Origin of the sequence: Collimonas antrihumi (assembly GCF_018304965.1) — a bacterium.
GTDB lineage: Bacteria > Pseudomonadota > Gammaproteobacteria > Burkholderiales > Burkholderiaceae_D > Collimonas > Collimonas antrihumi.
This window is the reverse complement of sequence record NZ_JAGQED010000007.1, coordinates 123,150-136,361: the sequence shown is the minus strand read 5'-3', so window position 1 is coordinate 136,361 and position 13,212 is coordinate 123,150. Positions and strand designations below refer to the sequence as shown.

Below are 13,212 nucleotides of genomic sequence, written 5' to 3'. Positions count from 1 at the left end.
TAAAGAATTAGGCTTAAGAAATTAAGTTTCAATAAAATCAAATCTCTGCAGTAACAAAAAAACAACGCTAAATCTACGTAATTCAGCGCTTGTAATCACGTCAGCCGTCCCCATTTTTTTGGGACGGTATCGATTTATTATTCGATAGCGAATCACATCATGCAGCAAGGGTGCCCGGCACCCGGCATGAGCGGTCACTCATAATCCTGTCCGCATTTTCTGAGGCTAGCAAAAATGGAACAATTTCACGGCACCACCATCCTTTCAGTGCGACGCGGCAACAGCGTCGCCTTGGGTGGAGATGGTCAGGTAACACTCGGCAATGTCGTCATGAAGGGCACTGCCCGCAAAGTCCGCAAGCTATATCAGGGCAAGGTACTGGTCGGCTTCGCCGGCGGCACGGCCGATGCGTTCACCTTGCTCGATCTGTTTGAGTCAAAACTGGAAAAACATCAGGGCAATCTGATGCGGGCCTCGGTCGACCTGGCCAAGGAATGGCGTACCGACCGCATGTTGCGGCGCCTGGAAGCCATGCTGTTGACGGCCGACCGCGAAACCACGCTGGTCATCACCGGTAATGGCGACGTGCTGGAGCCTACCAATGGCATCGGTGCGATCGGTTCGGGCGGTACTTTCGCCCAGTCGGCAGCCACGGCGCTGCAAGAAAACACCGAGTTGTCGCCGGCGGATATCGTCAAGAAATCGCTGGTGATTGCCGGCGATCTCTGCATCTATACCAACCAGTCGCACATTATCGAAACCCTCGACTAAGATTTCACCGCAGCTCTGCCCGGCAAGCCTGGGCAGACATTTGCCTGATTGCAAAAAAATCCGGCCCTGCATGGCTTGCGAGCTCACCTATCAAAAGCGGAAAAAAACATGAACATGACTCCCCAAGAAATTGTTTCAGAACTGGATAAACATGTAGTCGGCCAGGATCGCGCCAAGCGTGCGGTGGCGATTGCCTTGCGTAACCGCTGGCGCCGGCAACAGGTGGCCGAACCGCTGCGCCACGAAATCACGCCCAAGAATATCCTGATGATCGGACCTACCGGCGTCGGCAAGACTGAAATCGCACGACGCCTGGCCAAGCTGGCCGATGCGCCGTTCATCAAGATCGAGGCCACAAAATTCACCGAGGTCGGCTATGTCGGGCGCGACGTCGACACCATCATCCGCGACCTGATCGACATCGGCATCAAGCAAACCCGCGAAGCTGAAATGCGCAAAGTCCGCACCCGTGCGGAAGATGCCGCCGAAGACCGGATCATCGACATCCTGGTGCCGCCGGCGCGCGATTTCGGCTTCCATCCCGAGCAGAGTTCCGGAGACGTTGACAGCAATTCGGATAAAGGCAGCAATACCCGCCAGACTTTCCGCAAGCGGCTACGCGAAGGCGTGCTCGACGATAAGGAAATCGAGATCGAATTGTCGGAAGCGGCATCGCAAATGGAAATCATGGCACCGCCCGGCATGGAAGAAATGACCGAGCAGATCAAATCCATGTTTTCCGGCATCGGCAGCAACCGCAAGAAAAATCGCAAGATCAAGATCAAGGATGCAATGAAAGTCCTGATCGAAGAGGAAGCCGCCAAACTGGTCAACGAAGATGAGCTGAAGCAGAAAGCCATCACCAACGTCGAGCAAAACGGCATTGTGTTTCTTGACGAGATAGACAAGATCGCTACCCGTTCGCAGAACGGCGGCGCCGATGTTTCGCGCGCCGGCGTGCAGCGCGACTTGCTGCCGCTGGTCGAGGGCACCACGGTCAACACTAAGTACGGCATGATCAAGACCGATCACATCCTGTTTATCGCATCCGGCGCCTTCCATCTGGCGAAACCGTCCGATCTGATTCCGGAATTGCAAGGCCGGTTCCCGATCCGGGTCGAACTCGACTCGTTGTCGATCAGCGATTTCGAAAGAATCATGACCGGCACCGACGCCTGCCTGACCAAGCAATATGAAGCTTTGCTGGCGACCGAAGGGGTAACGCTGGAGTTTGCCAAAGAAGGGGTGCAGAGGCTCGCGGAAATCGCGTTCTCGGTCAATGAAAAAACTGAGAACATCGGCGCCCGCCGGCTGTACACGGTGATGGAAAAGCTGCTGGAAGAAATCTCGTTTTCGGCGACTAACGCCACGGAGAAAACCATGGTGATCGATGCTGCTTATGTCGATGAGCGCCTGGGTGCACTGGTCGTCAACGAAGATTTGTCACGTTACGTACTGTAGGGTTAGAAAGTAGGGTGGGCAAGTTTTTTTGCCCACGCGTTACTGCGATATCCGGAGAGCAGGCCGATGCGGGGCCTCAATAGGCGTGCTGGGCACAAAGGCGTGCCCACCCTACTTATCTTGCACCGGCACCGCCGGTTGTTCCGGCGGTAAATCCTGATTGGGAGCGACCGGCGCTATCCGGCCCGGCGCAAGCATCGGCGCAAGGCTGGCCATTCCCGACGGCTTGGAATGCGCATCTTCCGGCAGCATCACACGCTTTAAAACCCCACCTTCAGACAGCAAGACGTAAGTAGCATGCACTTCCTTGACGCTGGTTCCCGGTAGTAATTCCTTACCCTGCCGCACCGCCTGCGCCGGCTTGCCGTCGGCGCTCAGGATCGCCACGCTGTCCTCATCCTTCTTAGCCGCCACCACGCCCAACAGCTGGTAATTGCTGGCAACGGTAACCGTGCCGCGGCCGCCGAACAAACCTGCCGCCAGGGAAACGTCGACCTGCGCCTGCTCTGCTTGCGGCGGTGCTGTCACCGCACGCACTGGCGGCTTGATCAGCTGCATCACCCAGTATGCCGTGCAGGCGCACAACAGCATGAACAGCAGCAGGCTGAGAAATTCCGGCAGACGCTTGCTTTGCCGTCCCAGTTTTTTAGTTAATGGTAAATTCACGTTTTTTTCCTGACTTCGTTCTAGCGCACTAACTGGTTGATTTCAATAATCGGCATTAACACTGCCAGCACAATCAGCAACACCACCACCCCCATCGCCAGAATCAAGGCCGGTTCCAGCAAACCGGCGATGGTCATGGCGCGCCGCTCCAGATCCTGTTCCTGGGCGCTGGCTGCACGTTCCAGCATGGCGGGTAATTCACCGGTCACTTCACCGGCCCGTATCATATGAATCAGCATCGGCGGAAAATGCTTGTGGGCCGACAATGCGCGCGCCAGCCCGACACCCTCGCGCACGCTGGTGGCTGCGGTATCGACCTGCTGCCGCATGGCGACGTTGGACAAGGTATCGCGACTGGTTTGCAGCGCTTTCAGAATCGGCACGCCAGAGCCGGTGGTAATCGCCAGCGTACTGGCGAAGCGCGCGGTATTCAAGCTGCGCTCGAATTTTCCGTACAACGGCGCACTCAGCAGCCAGGTATGCCAGCGCATCTTGGTAGCGGGATTTTTCAGTGCCGTGCGCCATGCGTAGAATAACGCGATCACCGCGATCAGGACTATCCAGCCATAGTTGCGGACAAAATCGGAAGTAGCCAGCATCATTACCGTCAGCATCGGCAATTTCTGCTTGGTGTTGGCGAACACGGAAACGATCTGCGGCACCACGTAGGTCAGCAGGAAAATGACGATCACAAACGCCACCACGGTGACGATCGCCGGATAAGTGAAGGCCAGCTTCACCTTCTGCACCAGCGAGTTGCGCCGTTCGATGTAATCGGCCAGCCGCGACAGCACACGCGACAACTGGCCGATCTGCTCGCCCGAAGCTACCAGCGCCCGATAGATTTCGGCAAAATCGCGCGGATGCCCGGCCAGCGCAGTGGATAGCGAGGCGCCGCCCATCACATCGGATCGGATCGATGCGATCAAATCGCGCTGGTAACTGCGTTCGGATTGTTCCAGCAGCGCCGTCAAGGCTTGCTCCAACGGCAGGCTGGCCTCCAGCAGACTGGCTAGCTGGCGCGTAAACAAAGCGATCTCTACCGTAGACAAATGCTCGCCAAAGCCGCGCCGTTTCAAGTTGCCGGCAGCGTCCACCTGCTGCACAATCGCTTCTACCGTCAGCGGCAGCAAACCTTGGGCGCGCAGGTCGGCACGCGCCATCTTGGCGCTGTCCGCATTCACCACGCCCTTGGTGGTGCTGCCGGCGGCATCTACCGCTTCGTAACGAAATGCTGGCACGCTGCTCCTCTACTCTTCGCTTGTTCTTCAGTTATTACTCTTTGGTGACCCGCAACAGTTCGGCCTGGGTAGTGATGCCATCCGCCAGCCAGCGTTCGCCATCCTGGCGCATGGTCAGCATGCCATTGCGCTGCGCCACCTGCTGTATCTCGGCTTCCGATGCCCGGTTGTGGATCTGTGCAGTAATTTCATCGGTCGTCAGCAACAACTCATAGATGCCGACCCGCCCCTGATAGCCGGTATGACCGCATTGCTCGCAACCGACCGCATGCCACAACTGGCCGTCGTGACGACGGCAATGGGTACACAGCTTCCGGACCAGGCGCTGCGCCACCACGCCCAGCAGGGAAGACGACAACAGGAACGGTTCGATGCCCATGTCCAGCAAACGGGTCACCGCGGCGGCAGAATCGTTGGTGTGCAAGGTCGCCAGCACCAGATGGCCGGTCAGCGACGCCTGCACTGCAATCTGGGCGGTTTCCAGATCGCGTATTTCACCGATCATGATGACATCCGGATCCTGCCGCAAGATTGCCCGCAAGGCTTTGGCAAATGTCATGTCGATACGCGCATTGACCTGGGTCTGGCCGACCCCGGCGAGTTCGTACTCGATCGGATCTTCCACCGTCAGGATATTGGTGCTGCTGGTATTCAGGCGCGACAGCGCGGCGTACAACGTGGTGGTCTTGCCGGAGCCGGTCGGCCCGGTGACCAGCACGATGCCATGCGGCTGTGCGATCAGGCGATCGAATTGCGGCAACATCGCGGGACTCATGCCGAGATGCTGCAGGTCGAGCCGGCCGGCTTCCTTGTCCAGCAGGCGCAGCACCGCGCGTTCGCCATGACCGGTAGGCAAGGTCGAGACCCGCACATCCACCGGTTTGCCGCCGACGCGCAGCGTGATGCGGCCATCTTGCGGCAGGCGCTTTTCGGCGATATCCAGTTGCGCCATGATCTTGATACGGGAGATCAGCGAGGCATGGACGGCTTTCTTTGGCCGCACCACGTCGCGCAAGCTGCCGTCGATACGAAACCGCACCACCGAAATCTGCTCGAACGGTTCGATATGGATATCCGAAGCGCCCTCGCGCAACGCCTGGGTCAACAACACGTTGATCATGCGGATCACCGGCGCATCATCGGACGATTCCAGCAAATCCTCGATCGCCGGCATGTCTTGCATCAGCTTGGCGAGATCGAGATCCGATTCAAACTCGTCCACCACTTGCGCGGCGTCGCCGCCGGCGCCGGCATAGGCTTTGGCAATTGCCGCGTCCAGTTCATCGCGCGACAGCTTGCGGAATTTGACACGGCCAAAACGGCGGCTGACTTCAGCAATGGCGCTAGGCTGGGTGGCTTCGGAAATCCACAGCTCCACCGCATTGTCGGCACCGTTGGCATCCTCGGTACGCTGCGCCAGCAATGAAAAATTGCGGGCGAAAGCGTAAGGCAGCAGACGCGTGTCAGTCATTCGGGGGTCGCTCATGGCGCTCTGTCATTCACAAAGCCTGGCGCCGGCGCGGTCACCGGTTTCGGCATTGGCAACTGCGATTGTTCAGACGCAGGCTGATGTTGCGTGCCTTGGCCGTCTGATCCGTCCTGCTGCTTGCGCAGATCGACGAACGGACCGCCATCTTCGAGCTTGGATGTCACCGATGAACCGAAATTGGTCAGAATGCTGCTGCCAGGCTGCACTTTGATTTGTTGTTTGCGCATGTAGTCATAGCGATCTACGGCTAGCAGGTTGCTGGTCTCTTTGTCGCGCACAATAACCGGGCGCAAAAATATCATCAAATTGGTTTTCTCGCGGGAGCCAGACTGATATTTAAAGAAATTACCGATAAATGGCAAATCGCCCAGCAGCGGCACTTTTTGTACGCCGTTCTGGTTGTTGTCGCCAATCAGGCCGCCCAAGGCGATGATCTCGCCGTCGTCAATCAAGACATTCGTATCCAGGGAACGTTTGGTGGTGGTCGGTCCGTTGGCAGCGCCTGCCGTACTCGCAATCACCGCCGACACCTCTTGCGAAATTTCCAGACGCACTGTGCCGCCTTCTGAAATATGCGGCTTGATCTTCAATGCGGTACCAACGTCCTTGCGATCGATGGTGGTGAACGGGCTGCTGGTGCCGGCGCCGGTGGTCAGGGTAGAACCCGTGACAAAAGGCACGTTTTGCCCAACGATGATCTTGGCCTCTTCATTGTCCAGCGTCAGCAGATTCGGCATCGACAATACATTGCTGCCGGTAGTGGAATTCAAGGCGCTGGCTAAGGCACCCAAACCGATTTTGCCGGCAATCTGGCGGAATATGCCGAGCTGCAAACCACTCCCGACCGTCGGCACCGTAGTGCTGGTTCCGGTATTGACAGCCTGGCCGATCGCCGCGTTGAACAGATTCGTGCCACCGAGACCGGTGTTGGTACCATTAAATCCGGTACCGCCGCCGACCCGGTAATTGCTGTTTTTATCGCCGCTCAACGCCAGCCACTGCACGCCGATCTCGCTGGCCGCACTATCCGTGACTTCGACGATCAAGGCCTCCACATACACCTGGGCGCGACGGGTATCGAGCTGGTCGATGACGCCGCGGATGTTGCGGTAAACCGGTTCGCTGGAGGTAATGATCAAGGTATTGGTGGCGTCGTCAGCCTGGATAAAGCCGGCGCCACCGCTGCCGCCGGAAAGCTGGGACGACGTATCGGAAGACGACGATGATGAAGGCGGTGACGAGGGCGACGTCGAATTACTGGAATTCAGCGCTCCGCCAGTGCCGGAACCTTGCAGCATGCTGCCGGAACCGCCACTGAAACTCTTGCCGGATTGGCTGGAGACTGAGGCCGAAGCATCCTGCGAAACAATCGCGCGCAAGGTTTTTGCCAGCTTGCCGGCATCGGCGTTTTTCAGATAAACCACATGCACATTGCCGGCATTGGCAGTCGGCTGGTCGAGCTTGGCGATCAGTGACTTGGCCAGGTTTGCACGGCCTGCGGACGGCGCCCGGACAATCACCGAATTGGTCCTGGAGTCGGCCATGATCATGGTGCGGGCGCTGTCGCCGGCGCCGGGCGCGGCAGAACCGGAATCCAGCAATTTGCTCGCCATCACGGCGATATCGCTGGCGACCGCGTAACGCACTGGAATCACGTCCAGATCGTTGATCGCCGGCACATCGAGGGCTGCTATCATTTTCCCCAGGCGTTGGAGGTTTTCTGCGTAATCGGTGATCACCAGCGTGTTATTGCCCGGGTTGGCATTGATCGTGTTGTTCGGCGAAATCAGCGGCCGCAGCACCGGCAGGATATTGGTCGCCGACTCATAGTTCAGCGAAAAGATCTGGGTTGCAATCTGATCGCCCCTGACGCTGGCCGGCCGGGTCGGCGCCACTTGCAATTTGGCATCCGCTTCCGGCACTACTTTGACGAAACCATCGCCGCGTACCACCGCATAACCTTGCAAACGCAGCGTCGAAGCCAGCAAATCGAAAGCCTGGGATTTACTCAACGGCTTTTCCGATACCAGGTTGATGCTGCCCTTGACACGCGGATCAACGATGAAAGTGGTATTGGTGTACTGGCCGACAGCCTTGATCACCGACTCAATGTCGGCGCCGACGAAATTCATCACGGCCTGGCCGCTCGCACCGCCAGCGGCATTGGTGCCGCTTCCCGGCACTGGCTGTACCGGCTGCATTTGCTGTCCCGCAGCGGCAGTAGCGCAGGTCAGCAGGGCGATCGCCGCAGCGCTGCGCCAGTTGCTTGTGCTTGAAAGTGGTGCGAAATACATTTTATCTTTCATGATTTGAACTCTAGTCCGATAACATTTCTGCCATTCATCTGGCGCCGTTGCCCGAGTAAACTCAGTAAAGTCGCCAACTTTTCCTCTTGCCCTGCTGCCGCTTCCGCGGTACCCGAAAACTGTAAATGACCGTCTTGCAATCTGCCGCTGCCGTTTAACAGCATCGCCCCGTCCAGCGTCGCCAGCGTCAGGCTCGCCTGGCGGCCCTGCCAGTCAAACCGCATGCGATAACTGCCGAGCGGCTTGACCGGCGACAAGCGCGATGCCATCGCTAGCAAGTCGAGTGTCATGACACCGTTTAAATCGACGCCGCCGATACTGTTGCGAGCCAGTGTCAATTGCTGCCAGCCCAGCTTCATCTGGCCCGACGGCTGCACGGTGTTCAAAGGCGCACCCAGCGCCGCCAAACGCTCAGCCGGCAAAGCCATGCTGGACGGACTGATGGTCCATGCACGCCAGCTGCCGCGGATACTGACCGCGTTCGACAGCACCTCCGCATTCTCCAGTGTCGCCTCGACCCGTCCTAATAAAACCAGCGGCGACAGCCGCCAGGCAAACCGCCCCGGCAACAAAGCCGTCACCGCATCTTTGCCGCTTGGCGCGGCCCCGATAAAGGCCGAACCTCGCCACAACGAGCCTTGCGCATCGCCCAACGTGAGCCTGCCACCGGTACGATTTTCCACCAGCGGCGCCAGCCACGCGGCCGGCAAAAACGCCGACATTGTGATCAGCACGCTCAAGAGCGCCGCTGCCGCCCACATAAACACTCTGCTCAAACCACGCATCAAATTTCCCGAAGTTGCGATTGCTGCGCGGGGCGATTCGCGTGGCCGTTGGCGAGGCCGTTGGCGAAGCAATTACTCATGCTTTTGTTGCCACAAGGTGACCGTGGCATTGACAATACCCGGTTGCGCATTGGTTCCACCCGGTGCAGTGACATTGGCGTCGACGACCTGCCAATGCGCGGTTTTTTGCGCATCGTCGAGCCAGTCCAGCAAGCCGGCAAACGCCACCGCCGATAACTGGACCTTCACCATATCGCCGTTGAGCACCACGCTTTGCGGTTTCAAACCCTTGCTTTTCAATGCTGTCTCAACCGCCTCTTTGCTGAGTTGCGAGGCTGGCCGCTCTGCCTGCTGGCCAGACAAGGAAATTGCCTTGGCAGTCAGGGCTTGCAATTCGGCGGCTTGCTGGCGCAGTGCCGGCAAGTCTTTTTGCAGGCGGGCACGCCCGCTTAGCGCCGGATCCAGCAAGAGCAGATAAATCACGGTGATCAGAATCAATACTCCGGCTGCAGCCAGCAAGCGCTGCTCGCGTTGATTCCTCTGCGCCCAGTAGAGGCTGGCTGGCGTGCTGATTTTTTGCCAGGTTTGCTGTATCGGATTACTTGTCGACATTACTTTCATTACTTACGACCTCCGATTTGCCACACGCCGGTAGCCGGCTTGCTCAGCGTTAGTTGACTGCTCTCCAGCGCACTCTTGACTTGCGCTTCCGCGCCGTCGGCATCGGCGGCATTTTTCAAACGCACCAGCAAATGGTGGTCGCGATATTCCAGGCTGCTGATCGCCGTGCTGTCGGCACTCTGCGGCGATCCGGCCCAGGCGGCGCCGAAGACAGCTGACAACGCCAGGAAATCATCCGCCGCAAGCTGGCCGCCATCGCGTTGTGCGGCAGCGATTTTCTGCTTGGCCTGGGCGATCGGATCGACGATCACGGTTTCTTTCGGAAAGGCCGCACGATAACTCTGCATCATGCCGGCCCGCAGGCTGGCGGCTTCGTGCCGCATCCGCAACCAGTCGTAATTCAAGCTGACGATATTCACCAATAACAAAGCAGCCGCCAATCCCAACGGCCAGCGCCAACGGCGCCAGCTGAACTCGGTACCAGCCGCGCTTGCCGTCAGGCCGCTCATCAAATCCATGCCACTACGCGGCAGCTCCTGTGCACCGGCAATCCAGTGCGGCCAGTCGTCAGCCAGCACTGTGATTATTCCTTGCCCTTGCTCAAGATCCAGAAGGTTTTGATATAGCGCCAGGCTGGATTGCGGTACATACAAGGTGATTGGCTGCTGCGGCAGAATGGCCGCGATGCCCTCCAGCACCTCCTGCGCTACCGACTGCCCCGAAGCCGGCGATAAGGACCAGCCCATGCCCTGCTCTGCGGAGATGCGCAATGCGACATCGATATCGCCGCCGTGATCGGTAATGGCGGCGACTGCCGTATCCGCTTCACGTAAGGGTAGGCACAGTTGGGCCGGCCATGCTTGCAGATTGCGCGCGCCCAGCGCCAGCAAGGTTTTGACCAGCAACTCCAGCCAGTCTCTTTGCACCACAGCGATCAGGCGCAGCTTATTTGCCGCCTGCGCAGCGCCAAGGCCGGCAGCGCCGTCGCGCTTGCGGCCGACGACGATCACGCAGTCGAAAGGATCGGCCAGCAACTGTTCTTCCACCAGATTCGGCAACGCCATTTTCAGCTTGGCGTCGGATAGCGGCGGCACTTGCAGTTGCAACAAATTAACGTCGGCAGCGGCCAGTATCAACACCACACGCGCTGCGGCAGCGATGGCGTCGGCCAGACCGGATAATTGTTCAACTCCCTGCCGTTCAATGCGGCCGCTCTCTGCTACCAGCGCGAAGCGGCAATCGGGCATGGCAACTGCCGCCGCGCTGTCGAGCGTGGCCCTGGCGGGTAAGCGGATAAATAAGGTACTCAAAACGCGTCTTCCATTTATTGTTCTCTAATCCACACGATTTCGCTGCCGGCGCGGTTGTTGGCAGGGCGACGTATCAAGGATACGGTATTAAGTGCAGCGCGCCCCATGCGAATCTTGCCGTACACCAAAAAAAAATTGCTGGCGGGCCCTATTTTTGCAGTTGGCGAAAATGCTTTGTTCAGCCGCTCTCCCATCCGCCCCTGTACATTGTCCCGAAATGGCGCCGTGCGCCGCATCTCCACCACCGTATTGGCTTCAGCCAACGATAAGTTGTCGAAACAGGCCGCCAGCACTTCCGCTGATGCTGTATTGGCATTGATCGGGGTAGCAGAGGCGTCCGGAGGCAGGACCACGACATAATCTTGTAGTTTACGTACGATATCCGGCGTGAAGCCAGGTACTGCCAGCAGGTCGTTCACCTGCAGCATAGGCAAGGTGCCGCTGCCGGGCTTGGCAACAGTCTGCGGCCCGGTGGACGCTGTGGTGGATGCCGTGGTGGGTTGACCGTCTGCGATGGCTTGTGCGGCGGCCGTGGCCAGGCTAGTCGGCAGCCGCAAAAAACCTAGCAGGCGTTTGAACCCTGCCACCTCATCCGCAACCGGATTGCCGTTGAGACTCAGGTTATTCAAGTTATAGCGCGACTGGGCATCGATAATGCTGCCGGAAAGAATGGCGTCACCGGCGTCGCTGGCAGATTTGCCATCTTCTGCATATTGATCGAGGCGCGTGTCAGCCAGGGGTGTGGCCCACGGCTGGCCCAGGTGATCGTAGTTGAACTGCCTGGCGCTGGCGCGCAAAATCATGCTGGCCCAATCCAGCGCGCCGCGCATGATCCAGTCTTTCTGCAATTGCAGGCGCTGGTTCTCAATCGAACGCACCTGCACTTGCTGTTGCCAAAACAAACTGGCGACGATGGTTACCGCCAATGTCGTCAGCAACAGGGCTGTCACCACTGCGACACCGCGCTGCGCACATCGCATCTGTAGCGGTTTGCTCATGACGCCCCCAACAGGAAAGTCTTGGCCATGGTGTTGTCGTGGCCACGCAGTTGCAAGGCGACTTGCAAGCCGGTCCAATGGTTGGCGCTGGTGTTGACACCGCTGGCGTCCTGGTTGCCGGCATTGGCCGCGGCTGACGGCCGCCAGCCGCGGCCATCGCTGCCCCACAACTGCATCTGCATGCTGGCGATATCGGATTGCAACAGCACCGACTGGTTATTCCCGCTGCCGTCAGCGGCGTCATCGAGGGCGCTCTGCCACATCGCGTCGAGCACATTCAAGTCGCGCGTCGGCGCCGATTCCTGCCGCCTTAGCTGGCCGTTGCGCAAACGGTAATCGACTATCTGGACGCGCGTCGGCTGCTGCTCCGCAAACACCAGCCGCACCATCAACAAACGGCCCGATGATGCCAGCAGGGTGGGACGTGCCGACATCAGGCTGACGGGCGCGATTTGCGCGCAATCGCTTTGCAGTTGCGCAAACGTCAATTGCATGCCGCGCGTTTGTTCCATTTCATTAGTCAACGCGACGCGCGACCGTACAATGCCGTCAAGCCCGCGCCAGCCAAGTATCGCCACCATCGCCAGGATGGTGATCGCGATTATCATTTCGACCAGAGTGAAGCCGGACGCATCTTTTTTCGACAAGCTGCTAGCGCGCATTCGGCACCACCTGCGACAGGTTGACTATGCGTCGCTCCGAATTGGCATTATCGAACACCGATACCTCAACCCGCCGAAAGTAAGGATTGGGCGTACCGGAGACATGTTCTTCGCAATGCAATGGCAAGTCGCCTTGCGGGCAATCGAAGGAACGATTGCCGATCGTCGGCCATTCATGCCCGAGACGGATTTGGGTCAGCCGGTTTTCTGCCGACCAGTTCGCCATCATGGCGGCGCGCAAGCCGCTGCTGTTTTGCGTCAGGCTGCCGACCGCCCGCAAGCTGGCGCCCAGCGCAGTGCCGACGATAACTAACGCTACCAGCACTTCCAGCAAGGTAAAACCCGCACTATGACGACGGGGAAGCACGCGCAGGATAGGCATTTATTCGACCGAGAAATGGCCGATGCCATCGGCACGAATGACGACGCTGTTGTCGCCGCTGGCCAAGGTCAACGCAAATGGCTTGTCGACCGGCTCGCGGCCAAATGTAATGCGCAGCGTATTCGGTGCTGCCGTTTCGGTCGGTGCCGGACTCATGGAAAGCTGCATCGGCGATCGTTTGAAATCGCGCTGCCGCAACATGTCATCCTGGGCCAGAGGCTGCCAGCCGTTTTCTTCACGCACCAGGAAACGGTAGCTATTGGCGTCGGCTTCGAAAGCAGTAGGACGATTGCGCAAGATAGCTTCCTCGCGCGTCAATTGCAGCAGCAAGGCGATCCGTTGCGCGTCGTTCTGTATTACCTGGCGGTCGCTATGAAAAGCGTTGAGCGAGACAACACCCAAGGTGATGCCGGCGATGACGATCACTACCAGCAACTCCAGCAGGGTAAAACCATTGCGCGTAACGGTACCAACGGCAGCGGCTCTGGGCTGGCGCAGCAAATTGCGATGCGCCATTGCA

At 58.6% G+C, this 13,212-nt stretch carries 13 protein-coding genes; 2 read left to right on the top strand and 11 right to left on the bottom strand.

What is annotated here, in order from left to right; all coding sequences use genetic code 11:
• Positions 1-234 precede the first annotated feature (234 nt).
• Positions 235-771, top strand: coding sequence for an ATP-dependent protease subunit HslV (gene hslV, locus KHU29_RS09110; RefSeq protein ID WP_092433656.1), 537 nt, complete (start codon positions 235-237; stop codon positions 769-771).
• Positions 772-879: 108 nt separating this feature from the next.
• Positions 880-2,232, top strand: coding sequence for an ATP-dependent protease ATPase subunit HslU (gene hslU, locus KHU29_RS09105; protein ID WP_211452483.1), 1,353 nt, complete (start codon positions 880-882; stop codon positions 2,230-2,232).
• A 111-nt stretch (positions 2,233-2,343) separates the two neighbouring features.
• Here the strand turns inward: hslU and KHU29_RS09100 are convergent, their stop codons facing one another.
• The 11 genes from KHU29_RS09100 to KHU29_RS09050 form a co-directional block, all read right to left on the bottom strand.
• Positions 2,344-2,898, bottom strand: a complete 555-nt coding sequence (locus KHU29_RS09100) for a type II secretion system protein N (protein WP_211452482.1) — start codon at positions 2,896-2,898, stop codon at positions 2,344-2,346.
• Positions 2,899-2,918: 20 nt separating this feature from the next.
• Positions 2,919-4,139: a type II secretion system inner membrane protein GspF gene (gene gspF / locus KHU29_RS09095; RefSeq protein ID WP_211452481.1), complete on the bottom strand. Its 1,221-nt coding sequence runs from the start codon at positions 4,137-4,139 to the stop codon at positions 2,919-2,921.
• Between the two features lie 34 nt (positions 4,140-4,173).
• Positions 4,174-5,625 carry a type II secretion system ATPase GspE gene (gene gspE / locus KHU29_RS09090; RefSeq protein ID WP_211452480.1) on the bottom strand — a complete coding sequence of 484 codons (1,452 nt, stop codon included), beginning with the start codon at positions 5,623-5,625 and terminating at the stop codon, positions 4,174-4,176.
• Complete coding sequence (gene gspD / locus KHU29_RS09085; protein ID WP_211452479.1) at positions 5,622-7,934, bottom strand: type II secretion system secretin GspD; 2,313 nt, start codon at positions 7,932-7,934, stop codon at positions 5,622-5,624. The genes gspE and gspD overlap by 4 nt, the downstream gene beginning before the upstream one ends.
• Positions 7,931-8,710, bottom strand: a complete 780-nt coding sequence (locus KHU29_RS09080; RefSeq protein ID WP_425514460.1) for a type II secretion system protein N — start codon at positions 8,708-8,710, stop codon at positions 7,931-7,933. The genes gspD and KHU29_RS09080 overlap by 4 nt, the downstream gene beginning before the upstream one ends.
• An 81-nt stretch (positions 8,711-8,791) precedes the next feature.
• A complete protein-coding gene (gspM, locus tag KHU29_RS09075; RefSeq protein ID WP_211452477.1) occupies positions 8,792-9,331 on the bottom strand; it encodes a type II secretion system protein GspM in 540 nt (179 codons plus the stop codon).
• An 8-nt stretch (positions 9,332-9,339) separates the two neighbouring features.
• Positions 9,340-10,650, bottom strand: a complete 1,311-nt coding sequence (gene gspL, locus KHU29_RS09070) for a type II secretion system protein GspL (RefSeq protein WP_246541736.1) — start codon at positions 10,648-10,650, stop codon at positions 9,340-9,342.
• Positions 10,651-10,664: 14 nt separating this feature from the next.
• Positions 10,665-11,648, bottom strand: a complete 984-nt coding sequence (gene gspK / locus KHU29_RS09065) for a type II secretion system minor pseudopilin GspK (protein WP_246541734.1) — start codon at positions 11,646-11,648, stop codon at positions 10,665-10,667.
• Positions 11,645-12,310, bottom strand: a complete 666-nt coding sequence (locus KHU29_RS09060; RefSeq protein ID WP_211452476.1) for a PulJ/GspJ family protein — start codon at positions 12,308-12,310, stop codon at positions 11,645-11,647. Before KHU29_RS09060 ends, gspK begins: the two co-directional genes overlap by 4 nt.
• Positions 12,300-12,692 (bottom strand): type II secretion system minor pseudopilin GspI, encoded by a 393-nt coding sequence (gspI, locus tag KHU29_RS09055; protein ID WP_211452475.1) that lies wholly within the window; start codon positions 12,690-12,692, stop codon positions 12,300-12,302. Before gspI ends, KHU29_RS09060 begins: the two co-directional genes overlap by 11 nt.
• Positions 12,693-13,208, bottom strand: a complete 516-nt coding sequence (locus tag KHU29_RS09050) for a GspH/FimT family pseudopilin (protein ID WP_211452533.1) — start codon at positions 13,206-13,208, stop codon at positions 12,693-12,695.
• Between the last annotated feature and the right edge of the window lie 4 nt (positions 13,209-13,212).

Bases quoted from the DNA above. Each gene is read 5' to 3' on its own strand.
- hslV (WP_092433656.1), top strand. From the start codon at position 235: ATGGAACAATTTCACGGCACCACCATCCTTTCAGTGCGACGCGGCAAC.
- hslU (WP_211452483.1), top strand. From the start codon at position 880: ATGAACATGACTCCCCAAGAAATTGTTTCAGAACTGGATAAACATGTA.
- gspE (WP_211452480.1), bottom strand. From the start codon at position 5,625: ATGAGCGACCCCCGAATGACTGACACGCGTCTGCTGCCTTACGCTTTC.
- gspD (WP_211452479.1), bottom strand. From the start codon at position 7,934: ATGAAAGATAAAATGTATTTCGCACCACTTTCAAGCACAAGCAACTGG.
- gspM (WP_211452477.1), bottom strand. From the start codon at position 9,331: ATGTCGACAAGTAATCCGATACAGCAAACCTGGCAAAAAATCAGCACG.
- gspK (WP_246541734.1), bottom strand. From the start codon at position 11,648: ATGAGCAAACCGCTACAGATGCGATGTGCGCAGCGCGGTGTCGCAGTG.
- KHU29_RS09060 (WP_211452476.1), bottom strand. From the start codon at position 12,310: ATGCGCGCTAGCAGCTTGTCGAAAAAAGATGCGTCCGGCTTCACTCTG.
- gspI (WP_211452475.1), bottom strand. From the start codon at position 12,692: ATGCCTATCCTGCGCGTGCTTCCCCGTCGTCATAGTGCGGGTTTTACC.
- KHU29_RS09050 (WP_211452533.1), bottom strand. From the start codon at position 13,208: ATGGCGCATCGCAATTTGCTGCGCCAGCCCAGAGCCGCTGCCGTTGGT.